The sequence below is a fragment of the Paenibacillus sp. TAF43_2 genome, assembly GCF_052113545.1.
Classification (GTDB): Bacteria; Bacillota; Bacilli; order Paenibacillales; family Paenibacillaceae; genus Pristimantibacillus.
Genome location: NZ_JBFRDK010000108.1, coordinates 1 through 22,683 on the forward strand (window position 1 = coordinate 1; position 22,683 = coordinate 22,683).

General features: G+C 46.8%; 20 protein-coding genes and 1 other annotated feature. All 20 genes read right to left on the bottom strand.

From position 1 onward, the window contains the following. Positions 1 to 1,126, bottom strand: a 1,126-nt coding sequence (locus tag AB4Z17_RS21055; RefSeq protein ID WP_441961883.1) for an FtsW/RodA/SpoVE family cell cycle protein, incomplete at its 3' end; no start/stop codon positions are given. A gap of 7 nt (positions 1,127 to 1,133) precedes the next feature. Next, a complete protein-coding gene (minD, locus tag AB4Z17_RS21060; protein ID WP_054027234.1) occupies positions 1,134 to 1,925 on the bottom strand; it encodes a septum site-determining protein MinD in 792 nt (263 codons plus the stop codon). A gap of 3 nt (positions 1,926 to 1,928) precedes the next feature. After that, positions 1,929 to 2,594 (bottom strand): septum site-determining protein MinC, encoded by a 666-nt coding sequence (locus tag AB4Z17_RS21065; protein WP_076270856.1) that lies wholly within the window; start codon positions 2,592 to 2,594, stop codon positions 1,929 to 1,931. 65 nt (positions 2,595 to 2,659) lie between these two features. Next, positions 2,660 to 3,184, bottom strand: a complete 525-nt coding sequence (gene mreD / locus AB4Z17_RS21070) for a rod shape-determining protein MreD (protein ID WP_441912827.1) — start codon at positions 3,182 to 3,184, stop codon at positions 2,660 to 2,662. Further along, positions 3,181 to 4,044, bottom strand: coding sequence for a rod shape-determining protein MreC (gene mreC, locus AB4Z17_RS21075; protein ID WP_441961885.1), 864 nt, complete (start codon positions 4,042 to 4,044; stop codon positions 3,181 to 3,183). The genes mreD and mreC overlap by 4 nt, the downstream gene beginning before the upstream one ends. A gap of 58 nt (positions 4,045 to 4,102) precedes the next feature. Beyond that, the gene (locus AB4Z17_RS21080) at positions 4,103 to 5,131 is read right to left on the bottom strand and encodes a rod shape-determining protein (RefSeq protein ID WP_076270859.1); all 1,029 of its coding nucleotides are present in this window, start codon (positions 5,129 to 5,131) and stop codon (positions 4,103 to 4,105) included. A gap of 39 nt (positions 5,132 to 5,170) precedes the next feature. Continuing rightward, complete coding sequence (radC, locus tag AB4Z17_RS21085; RefSeq protein WP_076270860.1) at positions 5,171 to 5,860, bottom strand: RadC family protein; 690 nt, start codon at positions 5,858 to 5,860, stop codon at positions 5,171 to 5,173. 90 nt (positions 5,861 to 5,950) lie between these two features. Then, positions 5,951 to 6,580, bottom strand: a complete 630-nt coding sequence (locus AB4Z17_RS21090) for a Maf family protein (protein ID WP_076270876.1) — start codon at positions 6,578 to 6,580, stop codon at positions 5,951 to 5,953. A 54-nt stretch (positions 6,581 to 6,634) separates the two neighbouring features. After that, the gene (locus tag AB4Z17_RS21095) at positions 6,635 to 6,877 is read right to left on the bottom strand and encodes a DUF4321 domain-containing protein (protein WP_076270861.1); all 243 of its coding nucleotides are present in this window, start codon (positions 6,875 to 6,877) and stop codon (positions 6,635 to 6,637) included. A 61-nt stretch (positions 6,878 to 6,938) separates the two neighbouring features. Continuing rightward, positions 6,939 to 8,360 (bottom strand): hypothetical protein, encoded by a 1,422-nt coding sequence (locus AB4Z17_RS21100; RefSeq protein WP_441961887.1) that lies wholly within the window; start codon positions 8,358 to 8,360, stop codon positions 6,939 to 6,941. Positions 8,361 to 9,164: 804 nt separating this feature from the next. Further along, complete coding sequence (murC, locus tag AB4Z17_RS21105; RefSeq protein WP_441961900.1) at positions 9,165 to 10,559, bottom strand: UDP-N-acetylmuramate--L-alanine ligase; 1,395 nt, start codon at positions 10,557 to 10,559, stop codon at positions 9,165 to 9,167. 7 nt (positions 10,560 to 10,566) lie between these two features. Next, positions 10,567 to 11,952: a bifunctional folylpolyglutamate synthase/dihydrofolate synthase gene (locus AB4Z17_RS21110; protein WP_076271665.1), complete on the bottom strand. Its 1,386-nt coding sequence runs from the start codon at positions 11,950 to 11,952 to the stop codon at positions 10,567 to 10,569. 29 nt (positions 11,953 to 11,981) lie between these two features. Then, entirely contained in the window at positions 11,982 to 14,624 is a 2,643-nt protein-coding gene (locus tag AB4Z17_RS21115) for a valine--tRNA ligase (RefSeq protein WP_076271664.1), read from the bottom strand. 56 nt (positions 14,625 to 14,680) lie between these two features. Then, positions 14,681 to 14,921: a binding site (T-box leader), on the bottom strand. A gap of 119 nt (positions 14,922 to 15,040) precedes the next feature. Further along, complete coding sequence (locus AB4Z17_RS21120; protein ID WP_441961889.1) at positions 15,041 to 16,339, bottom strand: LysM peptidoglycan-binding domain-containing protein; 1,299 nt, start codon at positions 16,337 to 16,339, stop codon at positions 15,041 to 15,043. An 89-nt stretch (positions 16,340 to 16,428) separates the two neighbouring features. Next, positions 16,429 to 17,430, bottom strand: a complete 1,002-nt coding sequence (locus AB4Z17_RS21125; RefSeq protein ID WP_441961890.1) for an RluA family pseudouridine synthase — start codon at positions 17,428 to 17,430, stop codon at positions 16,429 to 16,431. Positions 17,431 to 17,515: 85 nt separating this feature from the next. Continuing rightward, a complete protein-coding gene (gene hemL, locus AB4Z17_RS21130) occupies positions 17,516 to 18,817 on the bottom strand; it encodes a glutamate-1-semialdehyde 2,1-aminomutase (RefSeq protein WP_441961892.1) in 1,302 nt (433 codons plus the stop codon). A 4-nt stretch (positions 18,818 to 18,821) separates the two neighbouring features. Next, positions 18,822 to 19,820 (bottom strand): porphobilinogen synthase, encoded by a 999-nt coding sequence (gene hemB / locus AB4Z17_RS21135; RefSeq protein ID WP_441912834.1) that lies wholly within the window; start codon positions 19,818 to 19,820, stop codon positions 18,822 to 18,824. Positions 19,821 to 19,823: 3 nt separating this feature from the next. Then, on the bottom strand, positions 19,824 to 21,392 hold the full coding sequence (gene cobA / locus AB4Z17_RS21140) for a uroporphyrinogen-III C-methyltransferase (protein ID WP_441961894.1): 1,569 nt from the start codon (positions 21,390 to 21,392) through the stop codon (positions 19,824 to 19,826). Positions 21,393 to 21,397: 5 nt separating this feature from the next. Beyond that, positions 21,398 to 22,369 carry a hydroxymethylbilane synthase gene (gene hemC / locus AB4Z17_RS21145; protein ID WP_441961896.1) on the bottom strand — a complete coding sequence of 324 codons (972 nt, stop codon included), beginning with the start codon at positions 22,367 to 22,369 and terminating at the stop codon, positions 21,398 to 21,400. Continuing rightward, positions 22,369 to 22,683 (bottom strand): precorrin-2 dehydrogenase/sirohydrochlorin ferrochelatase family protein (locus AB4Z17_RS21150; RefSeq protein ID WP_441961898.1); only part of this gene is annotated, 315 nt, incomplete at its 5' end. The genes AB4Z17_RS21150 and hemC, both read right to left, overlap by 1 nt.

The following is a 22,683-nucleotide window of genomic DNA, read 5'->3' on the forward strand; positions in this document are numbered from 1 at the left end:
TTTCTTGATGTGCCTTAATGCTGAATACAAGTCCGATTGACAGCATATTAAGCAGTAGTGATGTGCCTCCATAGCTAATAAACGGCAGCGTAATTCCCGTAATTGGCATAATTCCAATCATCATTCCGATGTTTTGGAACACCTGGAACACATACATGGACACGATGCCAATAATAATGTACGAGGCTCGCAAATCATAACATTTAAAAGCAATAATAATCATCCGATATATGAGCAGGAAATACAGAAGCAATAAGATGGCTGCGCCTTGAAAACCAAATTCCTCGCCAATAACAACAAAAATCGAGTCAGAATACGGATAAGGTACAAAACCGCCATTTTTCATATCGCCTTGCAAATAACCGTCACCGTTTAAACCGCCTGAACCGATTGCAATTTGTGCATTTTCCGATTGATGTTTGTCATCTGCAGTTGCCGTCTCCGGATTAATGAATGTATTAATCCTTTTATGCCAATGTCCCATTTCATTCTCTTTCAAGTAATTGTAAATTTCTTGATTGAATGTGTTGAACAGAGAAACAAAAAGGACAAGACTTACAACAACGACGGTAATCCCTGTAATGACATGAGAATATTTGACATTCCCAATCCATAACATCCCCAACACGATGACTACGTATATGATCGCATTGCCGAGATCCGGCTGAATCATTACGAGCATAAACGGCAATAAAGCAAATGCTGCAATCGGAAGCAAATCTTGTGTGAACGTCAGCCGATCGCCTTGCCGTCGTCCCATAATATAAGCGATACCGATAATGAGTATAATTTTGACCATTTCCGCAGGCTGAAACGATAAGGCTCCAAACTGAAACCATCCTCTAGCCCCATTGATTACCGCTCCAAAGAAATAAACAAGAATCAACAATGTAACCCCTATGCCATAAAGGACATGCCAGCTCTTGAGAACGATACGATAATCAAATAAGGTGGCTGCGATAGCTACAAAAAAGCCCAAGCCGTAAAACTTCAGCTGTTTGATCTCATGACCGGCGTACTTTGGATTATTTGCAGTTGCACTATAGACAAGTACGATACTGATAATCATAAGGAAAACTAAGATTATCAAAATTCCCCAATCCAGCTTTTTTAATTTGTTAAGCAAGTCGTAATCATCCTATTCCGAGGAACTTACGGAAACGTTTGAACGCTCCCGCCTTCTCATCAAGCAGCATGAGAGGAACCATGTCGCCAAGTATGCGGCGTGCGATGTTCCGGTAGGCGATTGCGGCACGTGAAGCCGGATTCATAACTGTCGGCTCTCCGCTGTTTGCAGCAGAAATAACTTTCTCATCATCAGGTACGATTCCGATCAAATCAACTGCCAGCACTTGACAAATTTCATCGATATCCAACATTTCCCCGGTTTTCATCATATTTTGACGAATCCGGTTAATGATCAGCTTACTTGGTATTTTCTCCTGCTCAAGCAGTCCGATTACACGATCGGCATCCCGCACCGCAGCGTTCTCAGGTGTAGTAATCACGATAGCCCGATCGGCACCTGCAATTGCGTTTCGAAAGCCATGTTCAATCCCCGCTGGGCAATCAATAATAACATAGTCATGCTCTTTCTTGAGCTCTAAAATCATATTTCGAACTTGTTCAGGCGTAACAGAATCCTTATCCTTCGTCTGTGCAGCAGGAAGCATATACAGCTCTTCAAAGCGCTTGTCCTTTACGAGCGCCTGATTCAAGCGGCAGCGGCCCTCGGCAACATCAACCAAATCATAAATGATTCGGTTCTCAAGTCCCATAACCACATCCAGATTGCGAAGTCCAATATCTGTATCAACCATGCAAACCTTCTTACCAAGTAAAGCTAGCGCGGTACCCAGGTTCGCCGAAGTGGTCGTCTTGCCGACGCCGCCTTTCCCTGATGTTACAACAATCGCTTCTCCCATATTCTACACTCCTTTAAACATTATAGGATTATGCCGTATGCGGAATAATTGCGCTAGCTTATCAATTTGCATTCTACCTTCGCTTAAGAAGGCGAACTCCATAGAGGCATCGCCGGTCATCCATTCCTCTGGCGGCCTGCTGATTACATCCGCAATGCGGAGCTGAGTTGGCCGCATGAGTGAAGTCGCTATAATCACGTCCGTCCTCCCGCCAATCCCAGCATGCGCGGTTCCGCGCAATGCACCCAGCACATAGATGTCACCTGTACACATTAAAGTACCGCCCGGATTCAAATCGCCGATTAAAAGTAAATCCCCATCATGCTCATAAGTTTGGCCTGAGCGTATAATAGACGTGAGCACTTGCAGATTAGGTTGCTGTCCGAGCTGAGGATCGATCTTAGGCGCTTCAGACTCAACAGATTGAACCATTAGGTTTCCTTGTGAACGTATCACGTTTTTGATGCGATCTTTATCATCATCAGAAATCTGCCTGGATCCAAGCTTCACCTGAACGTGAACAAGGGGACCTGTGAGCAACTGCTGATGCGTCTTCTCCAGCTTGTATTGCAATTCATCTAGAAGCGTCGCAAATTCACATTTATCGTCGAGAAGGAACACGAGACCTTCTTTTACACCCTTAATAATAATATGCTGCTTATCGGTCACGTTCGTCCCTCCCCAACCTAATGGATTCTTGCTAAGCTGGGCAAAATCCTGCCTGCAGCAATATTTTATTCCTCATCCTTCTCTGCTTTGACCAATGTCTGCCCTTCAAACCATTTTCGCGCCGGTACATAACACAAGAGTGCAAACGCCAGCTGTAAAAATAAACTAGGAAGGATATGATCGATAAGAGCCCATGCATAACTTTCATTCGTAATTCGAAATGCTTTGTAAATGAAATATATGGCGCTGTCATATAGAATGCAGGCAAAACCCACAACAGAAATCGCCATCATAAGCGTTGAACGTCGATGCTCCAGCAATACGCCAGTAAAGTAACCCATTAGACCCATAATAAACGCATTAATTCCAAGCAGATGACCAAAGTATACAATATCCTGAAGCAATCCGAAGCTTATGCCAAGCATGAGTGCAAGATGCCTTCTGCTATATAGACCTGAGAAGATGACCATTACAAATACAAAGTGAGGAATGATCCGTTGACCGAAGCCGGCTGGAATAATCCACGGCATCACTGCTCCCTCGACAACAAACAAGAGCAACATGAGCAGGATGATTCGGTTCAAGCTCATTTCTCGGCATCCTCCATTTCAGGGACCTGAACAACAAATACCTCAGTCAGATGATCAAAACTTGCTGATAGCTTGACCGATGCCGTATATGTAAGTCCGAAGTCGCCAAGCTGCTTGTTTTCAACCGTTCCGACAACGAGTCCTCTTGGATAAATTCCGCCTAGGCCAGAAGTAATAACTGTATCTTGAAATTCCATTTTATCGTCTTCGGCGATTTTCGTCATAACGATTCTAGACGTTTCCTTGTTGTAGCTGCTCAGAACACCAAATGATTCATTCTCACGACCCATAATCGTCACTGCAATGGAGTTGAACGTTGGTGATGCTTCGTCCAGTTCTGTAATTGGAGTAACAGCTGCCGAACTGGGGGTTACTGAACTTACAAGACCGATCAACCCCTCTATGGTTGTTACGGCCATATTCGGTTTGATGCCATCTCTGGAACCTAGGTTAATCGTCATCGTGCGGTTATTCGCATCGTTGCTGATCGATACAACCTGTGCGATCAAATAATTATAATTGTACATCTCTTTCTGACGCTGTGTGAACGAGAGTTCTGCCTTTAAACGTTCATTCTCTTTTTCTACGAAATTGTAATTAATCTTGTCACGAGAATAAGCTGCAGCTGTAAGGCGCAGCTGCTCATTTTCTTCATAAATCGTACGTAAATTACTAATATCCTCGAAGAAGCCCGCTATATAACCAGCGGGCTTGTAGAACCATTGCTGCACGTATGCTGCCGAATCCTTCAAAAATTTCTCCGGCCACGATAATTCCTTGCGGTCGCTTAGCGAGAAGCCGATGACCGCTATGAATAAAATAAACCCGATCATAAGCATAAACATACGCTTATTTCTCATTAGCTTAAACAGCTCGACCACCTGCCCATTTCATATCCGTTTCCCCATCGGACCTAACTTAGCGTCTCGAACGAGATGAGCTTCTTGCTTTAAATAAATGAATATTATCGAGCGAGCGGCCAGTACCGATCGCAACACAATCAAGCGGATTGTCGGCAACAATAACCGGCATGCCTGTCTCTCTTTGAAGCAGCTTGTCCAGGTTGCGCAGCAAGGCGCCGCCGCCTGTGAGGACGATACCCCGGTCCATAATGTCCGCAGACAACTCCGGCGGGCATTTCTCCAGCGTTACTTTCACCGCGTCAACAATGGCATTAACGGTATCTGCTAATGCTTCTGTAATCTCATCGGATGTAATCGCTAGTGTCTTAGGCAATCCCGATACGAGATCGCGTCCACGAATTTCAATCGTTTCCGGACGATCCAGTGGAAGCGCTGAACCAATTTCCATCTTCAGCTGCTCGGATGTACGTTCCCCGATCATGAGATTGTATTGTCTTTTAATATATTGAATAACCGCTTCATCCATCTCGTCGCCAGCTACACGAATGGATCTCGCCGTAACGATTCCGCCTAATGAAATAACAGCAACCTCTGTTGTACCTCCGCCAATATCAACTACCATGCTGCCTGTCGGCTCCCATACAGGCAAATCAGCGCCAATCGCTGCTGCGAATGGTTCTTCAATCGTGTAGGCCTCACGAGCTCCAGCTTGCTTAGTCGCATCCTCGACTGCGCGTTTCTCAACCGCTGTAATGCCTGACGGCACACAAACCATAACGTTTGGATGACGAGGAAATAAAGAACGCTGCTTCTGGGCTTGGCGAATAAAATATTTAATCATCGTAGCAGTCGTTTCAAAATCAGCGATAACGCCATCTTTCATCGGACGAACAGCACGAATGTTGCCAGGCGTTCTACCGATCATTTTTTTGGCTTGCTCGCCTACTGCTTCAATTGTTTTTGTATCTGTACGAAGGGCCACCACAGAAGGCTCCCTTACCACAATTCCTTTTCCCTTGACGAATACCAACGTATTCGCTGTTCCTAAATCAATACCCAAATCTTTCGAAAAACCACCAAACATGTTCTTGCTCCCTTCTAATTGCCACATCACTTTATTATATTACATATGACCTTGTTCCTTCAAACTTACGAATCTTCCGTCACCGATTACCAAATGGTCAAGAACTTCTATTCCGACTAGCTGTCCAGCTTCCGCTAGACGTCCCGTTAATGCAATGTCTTCCGGGCTTGGCGTAGGATCGCCGCTTGGGTGATTATGAACACAAATGATAGATGCGCTGTTACGTGAAATAGCTGCACGAAATACTTCTCGAGGATGTACTAGCGATGCATTAAGCGTACCGACAGATAAGGTTTCGCGGGCAATAATATGGTTTTTTGTGTTTAAAAACAAACATACGAAGTGCTCCTTCTTCAAATAGCGGAGCTCTTCCATCACATATTCCGCAGCATCCTGCGGCTTGCGCACAATAACCGTCTCACCAAGCTGACTCCGGGAAATTCTTCTTCCCAGTTCAATGCCAGCACGAAGCTGAATCGCCTTTGCCGGTCCAATTCCTCGAATGGCTGTTAATTGTTCCATGCTCATATCCATTAAATTACGCAGGCTGCCGCATTGCTTAAGAACCGCTCCTGCCAAATGTACGGCGGATTGCCGCTTCGTACCTGTGCGCAGCAGTATGGCTAACAATTCGGTATGGCTAAGTGCTTCTGCCCCATATTTCATCATGCGCTCTCTTGGACGTTCTTCATGGGGGACTTCACGCAAAATCATAGGTTGCGGCAACATGTCCCAATCCCGCCTCTTCAAAAAAATGAATTATTCATATCCTGCCACATTCAAGAAAAAAAATCCGATTGAAATCAATTAAGTTGCCTTTTAAAAAACAGCAATGTCATAGGAAGCGAGCATGTCTGAGAGAAGCGATAACGGCAAGCCAACGACATTAAAATAACAGCCGTCAATTTGCTCTACAATCGTCGCTCCAAGTCCTTGTATGCCATAAGAGCCCGCCTTGTCCCTCGGCTCGCCGGTAGCAACGTACCTAGCAATTTGATCCTCGCTAAGCGGCTTCATCATTACCTTCGTTTTGCGATGGGCAACCAATGCTTCCCCGCTTGCAGAGAGAACACAAGCAACTCCTGAATACACTTCATGGGAGCGGCCTTGAAGGCGTCTAAGCATAGACTTTGCCTCTTCGTCGTCAGCAGGCTTTCCAAGCACATCTCCGTCAAGCACGACAATGGTGTCCGCACCAATAATTAAAGACGTTGGTACCTCCTGCTTTTGTTGCAGCAGGGGTATAGCTGCTTTTGCTTTGCGCAGGCTGAGCTGCTCTACAACTTCCGATGGCGACCAGCCTGCTTCAATCGTTTCATCTGTATCAGTAGACAAAATATAAACCGGCAAAGAAAGGTCCAGCGATGCGACCAGTTCCTTCCGGCGCGGTGACGAAGAGGCCAGTACGAGCTGGCTAATCGCTTCGTTGCGTAATTTTTTATATTCCATAAATTGAATGCTGCGCTCCTTCATGCTTTCCTTCATGCGTCAATGTCTGCTGCTCTACATTTTGCGGTATAACCATATTGCAATTACGGCTCCAATCAAGCTAAACAAGCTGAATTGCAGATGAAGCGTTAGGTTGAAACTGAGCACATATAGATCGACAGCAGGTGACCATGATGTTTCGATTGGTTTCGTTAAAAAAGAGATGCCTGGAACTGGAGTCAGCCATCGCGCTACTAGAGCACCAGCCAACAATCCAAATATGATAAAAATGAGAAGAATCCAGCCGTTTTTCTTCATCTTTCAACGCCTCTCGCCATGAAATGACACCTAAGACTATTATACGCATGAACCTATTCGTTTACAATGCGCTGATCTTCTCAAACCATTCTTTTTGCGTAATGATCACTTCCATAACTTCCGCTTGTGTCTTCCACAATTGTGCTTGAGAAGGCTTTTTATCGTACTCTGCCATCGTCTTTGCTGCCGCATTCATCGCTTGATTGATTTTATCCAAATATGCCTTACCTTCCGCATCTACTATACCTATTCGCAGCGTTTCCGCGTTTTCTGTCCATTTTTGATGCTCGGCTTTCCACGAATTTGCTGCATTATCGCCAAGCGGCGATAAGGTCGGCTGTTCCAGCTGGGCTACTGTTAATTCATCCAACATTTGGACGACTACAGCCGTTTGATCGAAGAAAGATTGTGCTGCTTTTTGATCGCCTTTAAACGGTATTTTTCCTGGATTTACTATATTTACTTCTTTGATATAAAGATCGATTTCCGGCATCATATTCCGAATAACCTGAGCTCCTTTTCGATCTATACCCATGCCAACATATACGCGATAATCAGCAGCACTTGTCATAGCAGCGCCAGCAAGCCCTTTCTCAGCCAATTGCGCCATTGCGGCATCCCTGCCCTCTGTATTGCTAAACACGCCAAATTGCAGCAAATAATAAGAACGATCCAGCCCCTTAAGTGCAGCCATCGCAGTATTCGAATCTGGTTTTGCTGCAGGGTCATTTTTATTTTCAACTCCCGCTTCCTTGCTTTCCTCACCAACACCTGCAACCGGTTCTTTGCCTGTTCCTTCTTGGACAGAATCACCAATCACGGGCACTGAGTCAGGCTTATTGCCAGCTCCTCCAGGCCAAATGCTTGCCCCCGTAAACAATGACAACAATAAATAACCAAACAGCGCTCCAGTAGCTAGCGCAGCCGTCACTGACAAAAACACATTAAACCATGATGGCGCTCCCGCCTTACGTTTCATTCGTGCATAGTTCACTCTTTTTATACTGATTTCGTCTTCTACGAACTCTTCCTCATACGCTTGAATCGGCTCCTGCATGTATTCCCTATCTGAATACCTTTCCGCATATGCCTGTTGATCCTCAGGCTGCTCATAGGGATCATCCATAAAAGTTGGTTTTATCGTTTTTTTCTTCTCTTTTGGAGGATTGGGCTGAGCCTGCTTTGGAGCGGATACTGGCTTCGAATCAGCATCTCTAATAAGCTGCTCCAATGCGCCAATATCCTCTTGGAACGGACTGTTCCATGGACTCACTTCGCTTACGGAATGCTTATCTGTAGATGGGTATAGAGGAACAACTTTCTTGGAAATCATTTTATTCGCATTGTTATTAGAGTTGTTGGGTGATGCTGCTTTATGATCGAGAGCCTCTTGTTGATTGTCATTGCTGCGGCTTTCTTCGTTAACGGACTGTCCATTGCCATTACGGTCAAAACGATAAGTAATACGGTTTTTCTGAGTCATTTGATCCACTCCTTGTCCCTTTCATCTAGTATTAATCTATGAGACATTTGAGAGATTTAGACCCATGCCCTTAGAGGGTTGTCTACCAAACCTTCAAAGGTTTTAATTTTATAGTTTAATAAGATTACAATTTCAAACTTCAATTTTAAAATTAAAAGATTAAATGATTTTCGAACCCACCCAAACCCTCCCTTCCAAGGGAGGGCCCCAAGGGTTGCACCCTCTGGACACCCGCAACTCAACTAACGTATAACCACATCCGGCGTCCAACAGTTCATGCAGCGTTGGAGCGCTTTGTCCCTCCGGGACCCGCTGGAAGTTTCTTCATACCTTGCTGCATCCACTAAGACTCGCAATTGGACTAATAAAAGCCTGTCCCGCTTTGACATGCTCGGCGTTTCATAAAATCTTGATGCGTATTCTGAGACCCGTACGCGGATTATTAAGGGTCCGTAAATTTTGATTGTAGATTATGAGGTTTAGTGCACTCCGTCCCGCTGGGAGGCTGTGGAGGCTTTTTAAAGCATAGGTTATTGGGTTGTTGAATTATGAGGATATTGAGCTAGTGCTAGTTTAAGTGGGTTGATTAGATCAGTGAATGATTGAGGTAAAGAGTGAGAGGTTTATTAGGTAGTGAGTACAAGCCATTGAATTGGGGGACTGTGAGTTGGGCTAGTGGGATTTACCTACATCGAGTATTGAAATTAATTTTATGTAGGCTTATTTAGAGCCTTTCATACGAAAAGTCCCGTGCTTATACAAAATGCCCGGTGATTCCGATATGGAATCCCGGGCATTAGCTGCTTATTGGTTTGATTTTAACGATTTCGCTAACGAATCCGCTACCTTCCAAATGTCGCCTGCTCCCATGGTGATAACAAGATCGCCTGGTGCGACCCGCTCAGTCAAGTATGCAAGCACTTCTTCTTTGGTTGGAATATACTCGGAGTTCGCGTTGCTGTTGCTTTTGATCAGCTCCACCAGCTTGCGGGATGTTACTCCTTCGATTTGCAGTTCGCCTGCCGGCGAGTAGATGTCGGTAATAATTACCTCATCGGCCTCTGGGAATGCGCGGCTGAATTGCTCGAATAAGAAAAACGTCCGCGTATAACGCTGTGGTTGAAACACGGCAATAATACGCTTACCTGTTGCTTTTGCAGCGCTGATTGTCGCTCTGATCTCCGTTGGATGATGCGCATAGTCATCAATGACCAATATGTCATTAACTTCCCCAAGCACCTGGAAGCGGCGTTTCGCGCCTCTAAATGATTGAATCGCAACAGCAATTTTGTCAAAGGACAAGCCTGCTTCGAGACAAGTAATAATAGTAGCCATTGCATTGTACACATTATGAAGACCTGGAACAGACAGCTCCACATCTCCAAGCAATGCCCCTTTATGCGTCATTGTAAAGGTTACCTTCCGGTCTCCAAGTACAACATTTTGAGCTTTATAGTCTGCATCGCCGTCAATGCCATAAGTCACTAGCTGCGATGAATTCATATTGCCTTGATATACTTGCGGTATCAATTCGTTAACCGTCTCGTCATCCGCGCATACAATCGCCTTGCCGTCCGCTTTCACCTGCTGCAAAAACTGCACATAAGCAGCCTTCAGCTTGCCGAAATCGCCATCATAATTTTCAAGATGATCCGGCTCAATATTCGTCACGATAGCAAGCGTAGGGTGATAATGAAGGAATGAACCATCACTCTCGTCCGCTTCCGCTACGACGTATTCACCTTTGCCCGCTTTTGCGTTTGTACCTACATTAACGATTTCGCCACCGATAATATAGGTTGGATCCGCACCGCAAGATTCCATAACAAGCGCGATCATTGAAGAGGTCGTCGTCTTGCCATGTGCGCCGGCTACTGCGATTCCTTTGCCTGCGTTCATCAATCTAGCCAGCATTTGCGACCGATGCAAAACTGGGATGTTGAGCTCTTCAGCTGCTTTCCGTTCAACATTATCTTTGGAAAGTGCCGTAGAGTATACGACCAAATCCGCTCCATTCACATGCTCGGGCTGATGACCGATATAAATGCTGGCACCATTTGCTGCAAGCTTCTCTGTTAATTCTTGACGTGCGACATCGGACCCGGTCACCTTATAGCCCATTTCCAGCATAACGCGGGCAATGGCACTCATTCCGTAACCGCCGATTCCGATGAAATGAACGTGTTCTGCCGTATTCAAAGACGGTTCACCAACCTTTTTCAGAATCCGAGTCATACAAAATGCGGGAGCGAACGTCAGCAATTAAATATAGCGTGCCTGTCACGACTCCAAGGTCTGTTTCCCCGGTTAACTGTTGTAGTTTTTGTAATGCTGCTTGCCAGTTTGATTCCACTACAAGCTCGAAAGCGTACTGATCTGGCTGTTGCTGACGCATTTCACGTACCAAATCAGCCAAAGCAGAGGCATCTTTTTTCATTCGATAGTCAGGCTCGGTCACAATAAGCGTATCCACTATTGGTAGTATATGCTTAAGAACATCCTGATGATTCTTATTCTCCAGCATACCCATCATAAGATGTAACCGATCATATTTGTAAGTATTTTTCAAAGCGTCCACGAGTGACTCTGCACCTTCTGGATTATGTGCGCCATCGACCAAAATACGAGGCTGATCAGAAACCATCTCAAGTCGTCCCGGCCACGCTGCCTTTTGAAGTCCTTCCGCCAGTACATCATCTTCGATGACCAGTGCATTATATTGGCGAAGTATCTCAAGCGTCATGACGGCAACCGCTGCATTCGTCCGTTGATGGGCACCATTAAGCGTGATTGTCAAAGGCTCGATGCTGCGGAATAAATTGTCGAAGCGGAAAGTTTGCTCATTCTCGCGAACCGAGATTGCCGTTTCATGGAACTGTTCGCCTAACAAATAAAGCGTGCTTTTTTTGCCTTCAGCTGCTTGCTTAATAACCTCAATTGCCTCTGGCTGAGTAACCGCACTAATGACAGGTATTCCTGCTTTAATAATGCCAGCTTTTTCGCTCGCAACTGCAGCAATCGTATCACCGAGTTTATCCATATGGTCATGGCCAATATTCGTAATGACGGAAACAACCGGTTGAACGATATTCGTCACATCAAGCCTGCCGCCAAGTCCTGTCTCCCACACGACATAATCGGGGTAAGTGACCTTCGCATAAAAAAGAATAGCCAGCGCTGTTGATACTTCAAACATCGTAGGCGAGCCAAGTTCTGTCTGAGCAAGCTCATCAACATGAGGTTTTAGCTCATTGGCAAGTCTAAGCAGAGTCTCTTCTTCGATATCGATCCCGTTATATTGAAAACGATTCGTAAACTTCGTTATATATGGCGATGTAAATGTGCCTACATCATATCCGCCGCGCAGCAAAACGCTCGTCAAATAGGCACAAGTAGACCCTTTCCCATTTGTCCCGGCAATGTGGATAAACTTTAATCTGCGATGCGGGTTATCCAGCCGTTCCATCAATTGCTCGATCCGATCAAGACCTGGACGAATACCGAATGGAATTAGCCCAGTAATCCAATCTACCGCTTCCCGGTAGGATTGCAGCGGCCCTGCAGGCCGCTGCTCTATTTGTTGATCTGTCATACTAATCGTCCTTCTTCCGTTTTGCAGCGTTATCCGCGCAATTCCGCAATTCTAGCTAGTACCTTGTCGCGTTTGTCTGCATAATCGTTCATTTTGGCGCGTTCTTCATCGATAACCTTAGCTGGCGCTTTTGCCACAAAGCCTTCATTGCTGAGCTTCTTCTCAATCCGCTCTACCTCGGTATTCAAATGCTGATGTTCCTTCTCTAAACGAGCAATCTCCTGAGCAATATCGATTAAGCCGGCAAGCGGCAAATAAATCTCAGCACCAGTTAAAATCGCAGTCATTGCTTTGTCCGGCGCACTAATGTGGAGGCCAGTCTCCAAACTTGACGTACCGCAGAAACGTTTAATAAATTCTTCGTTGCGGGACATAATAGCAGCCTCAGCCTCGCTAGCAGGCTTAATTAGCATTTCAATCTTTTTGCTCATCGGAACATTTACTTCTGCTCGGATATTACGAACTGAACGGATCATCTCCATCAGAAGCTCCATCTCTTTCACAGCGTCCGGCGCTTCAAGCGCAGTATCATAAACCGGCCATTCTGCCAAAGTGATCGTATCGCCAACATGAGGCAGATGCTGCCAAATCTCTTCGCTGATATATGGCATGAACGGGTGAATAAGACGCTGCGTACGGTCTAGCACATAAGCAAGTACCGATTGCGTAGCTTTTTTAGCTGCTTCATCCGTGCTGTAAAGGCTAAGCTTAGCGAATTCAATGTACCAGTCGCAAAGATCGTCCCAAATGAAATTATACAATAGACGTCCAGTTTCACCGAACTCATAGCTGTCAATTAATCGAGTTACATCACGAACCGTTTCATTCAGGCGATGCAAAATCCAGCGATCCGCTGTTCCGAGATTAACAGTGATATCAATATCAGCTGCTTCAACCCCTTCAAGATTCATCAGCGCGAAGCGTGATGCATTCCAAATTTTGTTCGCAAAGTTGCGCGATTGCTCAACCTTCTCCCAGCGGAAACGCAAATCCTGCCCCGGCGTGCTGCTTGTCGAGATCATATAACGCATAGCATCTGCACCATATTTCTCGATAACCTCAAGCGGATCGACACCATTGCCCTTCGACTTGGACATCTTTTGTCCTTCGGAGTCACGAACAAGTCCGTGCATCAGCACATCCTTGAACGGAGATTGCTCTGTAAACTCAAGAGCTGTGAAGATCATTCGGGATACCCAGAAATAAATGATGTCATAACCCGTTACGAGTACATCCGTTGGGTAATAACGTTTCAGGTCATTCGTTTCATCCGGCCAGCCTAGTGTTGAGAACGGCCATAATGCGGAGCTGAACCACGTATCAAGCACGTCATTATCTTGAGTAAGGTGATCGCCTTCCATATTCTCACGGGATACATGTGTTTCACCTGTCGTCTCATCATACCAAGCCGGTATGCGGTGACCCCACCATAGCTGCCTAGAAATACACCAATCGCGTACGTTCTCGATCCAGTGCAAATATATTTTCTCGAATCTCTCAGGTACGAAGTTGACACCTTTGCCAGCCTTTTGAGCTGCGATTGCAGCCTCAGCTAGAGGTTTCATAGCAACGAACCATTGTGTAGACAAATAGGGCTCAACAACGGCGCCGCTACGCTCACTGTGACCAACTTGATGCACATGATCTTCGATTTCCACGCATACGCCTTGCTCCTGCAAATCCTTAACGAGCTGCTTGCGGCAATCCGCACGGTCGAGACCTTGATAAGGACCAGCTTCAGCGTTCATTGTACCTGTCTCATCCATCACAATGATTTGCGGCAGACTGTGGCGCTCGCCAACTTCAAAGTCATTTGGATCATGTGCAGGCGTAATTTTTACGGCACCTGAACCAAATTCCTTATCGACGTACTCATCTGCAATAATCGGAATTTCGCGCCCAACGACTGGAAGCACGATCATTTGCCCAATCAAGTGCTTGTAACGATCATCCTCTGGATGAACCGCTACAGCTGTATCGCCGAGCATCGTTTCTGGACGTGTCGTTGCAACCGTTATAAAGCCTGAACCGTCCTTAAGAGGATATTTCAAGTGATACAAATGACCATTGATTTCCTTGTGCTCTACCTCAATATCTGAAAGAGCTGTGCGGGCAGCAGGGTCCCAGTTGATGATTTTTTTGCCGCGATAGATCAAGCCCTTATCATAGAGCTTAACAAAAACCTCGCGTACAGCCTTGGAGAGGCCTTCATCCAAAGTGAACCGCTCTCTCGAATAATCGAGGGAAAGTCCCATCTTCGACCATTGATCGCGAATCGTACTTGCGTACTCATCCTTCCACTCCCATACTTTCTCTAGGAATGCTTCACGACCTAGGTCGTAGCGCGAAATTCCTTGCTCACGCAGCTTCTGCTCAACTCTTGTTTGCGTCGCGATGCCCGCATGGTCAGTTCCTGGCACCCATAGCGTGTCGAATCCTTGCATACGCTTCGTTCTAATTAAAATATCTTGTAGGGTAAAATCTAACGCATGCCCGATATGCAGCATTCCGGTAACGTTAGGAGGCGGAATAACAATCGTATACGTCTGTGCATCCGGTCGTTTGCCTGCCTCGAAAAATTTTCCCTGCATCCAGTAATCGTACCATTTCTGCTCAGCTGCCTTAGGATCATAAGTTGTCGGCATTGCAGTTGTCGTTTGATTTTCTGACATTCGTCCATCCTCCATAAATCGATCTACAAAAACAAAAAAAACCTGCCGCCCTTATCATAAAGGACGAAAGGTTAAGCTTCCGTGGTACCACCTTTGTTCCACGCGAAATGTATCCGCATGGCACTCAAACAGATAACGGCTGCGGCCGGCCTGACTTCGGTAGAGCACAGGTTGCTCCTACTTGGCTCAGGCAACTCCGGGGCGACTCGTAGCAGTCACTTCCTGCAGAACCTCTCAGCGTAACGGTTCCACTCTCTGAAGGCTTTGCTGCCTACTATTCCCCATCAATGTCGTTATAACACATATATACTTTTATCATACCTTTGTTGCTCACTTGAGTCAACCTCGGCAGAAGCAAGAAATGCCCCTATCGCTCAAATTAATGAGCAATAAGGGCATTTTCGTTACAGAAGCCTCTATGGAATGTATAACAGCTGTCCTTCCGACACACTTGAGTCGTCCAAACGGTTATACATTACAATTTCTCTCGGATTCATGCTATAGCGTGTAGCGATGACATCAAGCGTCTCGTCCCGCTGCACAATACACATCCGAATTTTCTTAAATTCCTTATCTTCCGAGCGTTTGCCCAGAAATAAGTTTTTCCACTCAATCTCATCGCCGGAAGCCTGTACTCTAGCTTCCTCATCTGCCCGCTGCTGAGCGACTACCTGTTCTGCCGCCTGACGTGCTGCTTGTTCACGCCGACTTGTCTGAAGCAGCGTGAGAATGCCGACATCTCCTGCCAAACCAGAACCCTCTTGCGGCTGCTTGTTTGTAATTGCGATACGCGGCTCCTGCTTTTCCTGCTCTGGAACAGGACTCTGCTGCGGGAAAGCCTCTGCTACTGGAGCTATTGGAGCTATTGGAGTTATTGGAACATCGATTTGTACCGGCTCTTCACGTTCCTCCGCCAGTACTTGCTCGCTTGCTGCTTCAACTGGTGGAATCACTGCGGAATCATTTGCAAACGGCGAGGATGTTGCTAACCAGCCCTCGTTGCTTGTTTGCTGAGAAGATAGTGGAATTTCTCTCTCATCTTCTTGGCTCTCCACATCCTCTTCCTGCGGAGCAGGAGATGCGAATAACTGCGAAGATGACCAGCCTCCGCCTGAAGATGAGGAAGAGATGGTTACGGTTGCTTCCTCAGGCTCATCCGATGCATCGGCTTTTTGCTCGTTTGAAATCTCCTCTTGCGCAGCAAGCTCAAGTTCTTCCGCTATGTACGATTGTTCATTAGCGGTATTTTGACCATTAAAAGCTTCCACGACTCGTTCATCATAAACTTCCCGTTGATGAATGACAGTAAAAGGTTCTTCTCGCCAAATGTCCTCCGGCTCCTGAATAGGCTGAGCAGAAATACCGCGCAAAGAAAGAACACCCGTAATGTTCAATGTGCGAGCAGACAAAAGATCGACGTCAAAATTGTCAATTTCAATCGAAATATCATCCAGCCGTGATATGCGGTTCATTGGCAGCGTTATTTCGACCGGTATCCAGTGCTCCAGCGTCAGGGAGTTTTCGGAATCAGTTTGACTCCTATATACCCCGCTAAGCAGAAGCTGCCCTCTAAGCACGGCATGGTCCCCTTGATCGATAACTTGAATACGAGGAACAAGCTCAATTTCCTCCAACTCGTCAATTGCCGCAACATCATCGGGCAAGTGGACGCGCTCATACACATCAAAACGTAATCCGTTCGTTTGATCCGACACGCCTAAATCCTCCCCTCTCATACTGAATGCTTGGTCTAACGTTACATTCACTACTTATCTATATGGTAGGTTGGGCAGGAGCATGACTATCATTTTGAACGGAACTCCATCTCTTCTGAAAGCTGCATCAGCCACTCAGGCCAAGGCGAGGCTGCTTCTATTAGCGAGTCGGTCAGAGGATGAGGAAAAACAAGCTTTTCCCCATGCAGCGCTTGATGCTTCAACTGTGCTGTGCTGCCTCCATACAGACCGTCTCCAAGCAGCGGATGTCCAATATGACTTAAGTGAACCCGAATTTGATGCGTTCGTCCCGTCTCAAGCTTTACACGTATTATTGACGATCGAGAATTTGCTGCCACAACCTCGTAATGGCTAATTGCTAGATCGCCGTTTTCTGAAACTCTGCGCCTTGCCGGGTGATGTCGATCCTTCCCTATTGGCATATTGATTGTACCCGAAAGCTTTGACATTCGGCCTTGAACGACAGCCATATATTGTCTGTCTATCGCTTTCGCTCTCATCGCCTCATCAAGCTTCCACTGGGCCAAATCATTTTTTGCATATAAAACGGGACCAGACGTATCATCATCCAGCCTGTGGATATGACGTATATTCAGCGGATCGCCTTGGCTCAAAAGATGCCATGCCGCCGCCTCATCCAGCGTTCCGCTTTGACCGGGAGATGACCCATGCACTGCCATGCCAGCAGGCTTGTCAAATACAACGCAGAAATCGTCTTCATACAACACATCTGGCATTTTTAGTTTAGTATCCCTGCGCAGGTGACGATATGAAGCATCACTGCGCGGATCTACTGGCGGGAAAGCAAGCAGCTGCAGCTGCTCTCCGTTCCACTGAATGCCTCCAATTGAAAACAACCGATTAATCCACTTCTGCGGAAAAAAGGAACGGGCCAGCAGCCACTGACGCACAAGGTGCGGATGACTGCCAGCCCGCGGCTGCGCAAGCTCCGGCGTTGCCGCCGGATCCTTTTCCGATTCAGGATTAATGGTATCAGAGGACGCAGCGCCAAGAGCAAGCCAGTCTAGCTCCAGCCATTGTCCATTCCTCTTCATCTGACCATCAATCATATAACGTTCCTCCCAATCGTAAACGAAGCAAAAACAACTTCGCTTCCTTACGAGCCTCTTGCCTTCATTTCAAAATACAGCGATATTACAAGCGGCTAAACGCAATATCATGCGCTTCGATTGTCGCATCTATGTCCTCATTCGAATGAACCCCGGAAACAAACATGCCTTCAAATTGTGAAGGAGCAATGCTTACACCCAAATCAAGCATCGCCGCAAAATAAGCCTTAAAGCGCTCTAGATCGGATGTTTTTGCCGTTTCGAAATTGATGACAAACGTATCCGTGAAGAACGGACAAACCATCGATCCAACACGGTTAATCGTATTTGCAATGCCATGTTTGCGCGCATTCGCTTCAAAACCAAGCTGCAGCCTAACTGCTTGACGCTCCATATGCTCATACACTTCAGGGGTTAGCAGATTCAATGTTGCATAACCTGCCGCCATCGCAAGCGGATTGCCTGATAAGGTTCCCGCTTGATAGATAGGTCCGCTCGGTGCAATCATCTCCATAAGCTCCCGTTTGCCGCCGTATGCACCGACTGGCAATCCGCCGCCAATTACTTTGCCGAAGCAAGTAAGGTCTGGCGTAATACCGTAAAGTCCCTGCGCGCAGTTATAACCAACACGGAAGCCCGTCATTACCTCGTCAAAAATAAGAACCGTACCGTACTGCGTTGTAATGTCGCGCAATCCTTGCAAGAAACCAGGCAATGGCGGAACAACGCCCATGTTGCCAGCTACCGGTTCAACGATGACACAAGCAATTTCCTCACCAAATTTTTCGAAAGCAAGCTTTACTGATTCAATATCGTTGTATGGTACCGTAATCGTATGCGAAGCTACATGCTCCGGTACACCCGGGCTGTCAGGCAAGCCAAGCGTCGCAACACCTGAGCCTGCTTTAATGAGCAAGCTATCCGCATGACCATGATATGAGCCTTCGAATTTCAAAATCCTGCTTCGTTTCGTATAACCCCGAGCAAGCCGAATGGCGCTCATCGTCGCTTCCGTACCGGAGTTAACCATGCGAACGATATCAACTGAAGGTACTCGCTCGCAAACAAGCTCAGCCATCAATGTTTCAAGCTCTGTTGGGGCGCCGAAGCTTGTCCCCTTCTCTGCTGTACGTTTAATCGCTTCGATAACTTCAGGATGGGCATGACCCATAATGAGAGGGCCCCATGATGCTACATAATCGATATAGCTGTTGCCATCGATATCATAAATGCGGCTGCCTTCCCCCCGCTCCATATAGACAGGGTTCAAGCCCACTGATTTGAATGCTCTAACCGGGCTGTTTACACCGCCTGGCATTACTTTTTTCGCTCTTTCGAAAGCTTCTACTGAGCGCGCATCATTTCTAAGGTTCGACTGTTCACTCATCTGCTTACCCCTCTCCCTTCAACCAACGTGCCGCATCCTTTGCGTGGTACGTAATAATGAGATCAGCACCAGCACGCTTCATGCCTAGCAAGGTTTCAAGAACGATCGATTGCTCATCAATCCAGCCATTAGCTGCAGCGGCTTTCACCATCGAGTATTCTGCGCTTACGTTATAAGCGACAACCGGTAAATTATATTTATCCTTAAGCAGTCTCAAAATATCCAAGTAAGCTAGAGCAGGCTTGACCATTAGCATATCGGCGCCCTCAGCAATATCTGACTCTGCTTCGCGAAGCGCCTCGCGCACGTTAGCTGGATCCATCTGGTATGTTTTGCGGTCGCCGAATTGCGGAGCCGAATGTGCGGCATCACGGAAAGGGCCGTAGTAAGCCGAAGAAAATTTAACAGAGTAAGACATAATTGGAACGTCACTAAAGCCAGCATCATCTAGCCCTTCACGAATAGCAAGCACAAAGCCGTCCATCATATTGGAAGGTGCGATAATGTCTGCTCCTGCTTCCGCTTGCGATACCGCCGTTTGTACGAGCAGATCAAGCGAGGAGTCATTATCCACTTCCGCTACGCCTGTTTCCTCATGCAAATGTACGATGCCGCAATGACCGTGGTCGGTAAATTGGCATAAACAAGTATCAGCGACAACAACAAGCTCCGGCGCCCACTTCTTCACTGCTTTTATCGCTTGTTGAACGATACCGTTCGCATCATAAGCCGAAGACCCTAAAGCATCTTTATATTCCGGAAGGCCGAACAGCAGCACCGATTGAATGCCGCAAGCCACCACTTCACGAATCTCCTGCTCCAAAAGATCCATCGACAGATGGTATACACCCGGCATAGATGGAATTTCCTCTTTTATATTTACACCATGCGTAACGAAGATTGGATATATGAAATCATTTACACTCAGCACGGTTTCTCTTACCATGCTCCGAAGAGCAGACGTTTTGCGTAATCTGCGATTTCTTACTGTTGGGAAACTCATCACTTAGTATTCYTCCTCGACTAGCTTAGCAAGTTGTTTTTGCTGATAATCAACGATTGCTTTAAGCATGCTATCCAGCGTTGAATCCTCTGGCTCAATAGTAACCTTCAAGCCTGCTTCTACTGCAGTCTTCGTTGTAAGCGGGCCAATACTCGCAATGGGAATGTCCGCTAATAGTTGTACTGGATCTGAAATGCCCTTGCGTCTCAATACCTCAAGCAAATTGGTCACCGTCGATGAACTAGTGAATGTAATCATGTGAATTTCTTTTTCGCGAATCCATTCGAGGGCAAGCTCATCCTGCTCATCGACAATGACCGTTTCATAAACATCGATTTCCGTTGGCACAAGTCCCATTGCCTTCAGTTCACGGGGCAATACCTCGCGTGCAAGATCTCCTCGAGGCAGCAGCACTCGCTCTCCAGCCTTCAGCTGCGGCGCCAGCTTGTCCAGCAAGCCTTCCGCATGGAACTTCACTGGCAGCTCATCAACCACTAAGCCGCGCTTTGCAAGCGCCTCAGCTGTCTTAGGACCAACTGCTGCAATTCTAGCACCAAAAAATCTCCTAATATCGATATTTAATTTACGCAGCCATCCAAAAAAGTACTCCACGCCGTTTACGCTCGTAAACATTAGCCACTCATATTGCTCTGCCTGCTCCAACTGTACCTTCAAGTTAGCTACAACAACGGGATCCGTTGGTTCAATCGTTTCAATGACTGGAAACTCGCAAGGCTCCCCGCCAAGCGTTTCAATCTGTTCAGCTAGCTCGCTTGCCTGTGCTCTAGCTCGTGTAACTAGTATACGCAAGCCAAATAGCGGCTTGTTCTCATACCATTTCAGCTTCTCTCTCTGCAGTACAACGTCGCCTACCACAATGACGGCAGGCGGCTGAAAATTCGCTGCTTTGACAATCCCCTCAATGGTTTCCAGCGTACCAACAATGGTACGCTGTTCAACTCTCGTTCCCCAGCGAATAAGTGCAACTGGCGTTTGCGGCGGCTTGCCATGCTTCATGAGCTGATCAGAAATATATCCTATTTTGGCGACACCCATTAGAAAAATTAGGGTTCCCGTAGCATTCGTTACTTTATCCCAATGAATGGAGCGGTCAAGCTTATCCGGACTCTCATGACCCGTAATAATGGACAAGGATGATGCCATATCACGATGTGTGACTGGAATGCCTGCGTAAGCGGGAACAGCGATTGCCGAGGTAATGCCTGGCACGATTTCGAACTCGATTCCGTTATCATAAAGAAGCTCGGCTTCTTCTCCAACTCGTCCAAAAATCGTAGGGTCTCCGCCTTTCAGACGAGTAACGATCTTGCCTTGCAGCGCCAAATCGACAAGAAGCTGATTGATTTCCTCCTGCTTCATCGTATGACGGTCTGGCAGCTTGCCGACGTAGATTCTCTCCGCTCCCGGCTTCACGTACCGGAGCAATCTCGGGCTTGCCAAGCGATCGTAAACGACAACCTCACATTCCTCCAAGCATTGCAGTCCGCGCACCGTAATCAGCTTCGGATCTCCCGGTCCGGCGCCAACTAAATATACCTTCCCCTTGTCCAAGCCCGTCATCCCCCAATTTCAGCTAAAATACGGTCTGCGCCGCGTGCAATGAGTGCATCTGCAACATCACGGCCAAGCTGTTCAGGATCAATTCCCTTCATCACTTCTTTCAACAGCGTAGCTCCGTCCGGCGATCCGACCATGCCCGTCAGGATAAGCTCATGTTTCCCGCTTTGGCCCGGGAGCTCATCACCTAATGTGCAATATGCGCCTATCGGCACCTGGCATCCACCATTCAGTGAACCAAGGAAGCTTCGCTCAGCTCGTACCGTAACCTCGGTTTCATTATCGTTAAGAAGGGAAAGCAGCTCTCGAACTTGTTCATCATTCTCCCGGCATTCAATGCCAAGTGCGCCTTGTCCTACAGCAGGCAAGCATACATCAACAGGAATGTTCGCAGATATGCGATCTTCCCATCCCATGCGCTTCAGACCAGCTGCAGCAAGCACAACCGCATCGAAACCTTCGGTTTCTAATTTACGAATACGGGAATCTATATTGCCCCTTATAGACTCAAGCTGAAGATCAGGTCTCGCGTTTTTAAGCTGGCAGGATCTGCGCAGGCTGCTCGTTCCCACTCTCGCACCTAGCGGCAATTCAGACAATCCGCCGCCTTCGCGAGTGATAAGGCAATCTCTCGGATCGACGCGTCTTGGAATCGCTCCATTTATTAACCCTTCCGGAAGCTCATAAGGCATGTCCTTCATGCTGTGAACGGCCAAATCAATTACACCGTCTGCAAGTGCTTGTTCGATTTCCTTAACGAACAGCCCTTTTCCACCTACTTTAGACAGCGTAACATCAAGTATGCGATCACCTTTTGTTACTATTTTTTTCACTTCAAACTTATAATCAAACCCATGCTTCTCACTTATGCGTGTCAGTTCATCGATCACTTGTCCCGTTTGTGTAAGCGCAAGTGCGCTTTGCCTTGTTCCTACGACGATAATTCGTTGTCCTTGGTTAGTTGTTGCCATTATGTAAGCCCCCTGTCTATCCGATGAAGCAGGCTTTGCAGCCATTCATCCATATCAATATTGATCCGCTTTAGCGTCGCTGCCTCTTCGGCCGCAAGCTTCAGCACGGATTGTCTCTCCTGTTCATCAAGCAAGCTGTTTAACACTTTCTCCCGAAAGCGTCGCAATACTATCGTTATTTCTTCGTATTCCGGGCCATAAAGCGCTGCAAGCTCTTTCTTTATTTGCTGAGACAACGCCGGGCTTGCGCCTGAAGCAGTAACCGCCAGAAGCAAATCTCCACGCCTGACAATCGAAGGTGAAATAAACGAGCC

Excerpts from the sequence above, each read along its gene's own strand:
- mreD (WP_441912827.1), bottom strand. The coding sequence starts at position 3,184 with ATGAGCTTGAACCGAATCATCCTGCTCATGTTGCTCTTGTTTGTTGTC.
- AB4Z17_RS21125 (WP_441961890.1), bottom strand. The coding sequence starts at position 17,430 with ATGATTGATGGTCAGATGAAGAGGAATGGACAATGGCTGGAGCTAGAC.
- AB4Z17_RS21095 (WP_076270861.1), bottom strand. The coding sequence starts at position 6,877 with ATGAAGAAAAACGGCTGGATTCTTCTCATTTTTATCATATTTGGATTG.
- mreC (WP_441961885.1), bottom strand. The coding sequence starts at position 4,044 with ATGAGAAATAAGCGTATGTTTATGCTTATGATCGGGTTTATTTTATTC.
- hemC (WP_441961896.1), bottom strand. The coding sequence starts at position 22,369 with ATGGCAACAACTAACCAAGGACAACGAATTATCGTCGTAGGAACAAGG.
- AB4Z17_RS21080 (WP_076270859.1), bottom strand. The coding sequence starts at position 5,131 with ATGTTTGGTGGTTTTTCGAAAGATTTGGGTATTGATTTAGGAACAGCG.
- radC (WP_076270860.1), bottom strand. The coding sequence starts at position 5,860 with ATGTTGCCGCAACCTATGATTTTGCGTGAAGTCCCCCATGAAGAACGT.
- AB4Z17_RS21110 (WP_076271665.1), bottom strand. The coding sequence starts at position 11,952 with ATGACAGATCAACAAATAGAGCAGCGGCCTGCAGGGCCGCTGCAATCC.
- AB4Z17_RS21100 (WP_441961887.1), bottom strand. The coding sequence starts at position 8,360 with ATGACTCAGAAAAACCGTATTACTTATCGTTTTGACCGTAATGGCAAT.
- AB4Z17_RS21090 (WP_076270876.1), bottom strand. The coding sequence starts at position 6,580 with ATGGAATATAAAAAATTACGCAACGAAGCGATTAGCCAGCTCGTACTG.
- hemL (WP_441961892.1), bottom strand. The coding sequence starts at position 18,817 with ATGAGTGAACAGTCGAACCTTAGAAATGATGCGCGCTCAGTAGAAGCT.
- minD (WP_054027234.1), bottom strand. The coding sequence starts at position 1,925 with ATGGGAGAAGCGATTGTTGTAACATCAGGGAAAGGCGGCGTCGGCAAG.
- hemB (WP_441912834.1), bottom strand. The coding sequence starts at position 19,820 with ATGAGTTTCCCAACAGTAAGAAATCGCAGATTACGCAAAACGTCTGCT.
- AB4Z17_RS21115 (WP_076271664.1), bottom strand. The coding sequence starts at position 14,624 with ATGTCAGAAAATCAAACGACAACTGCAATGCCGACAACTTATGATCCT.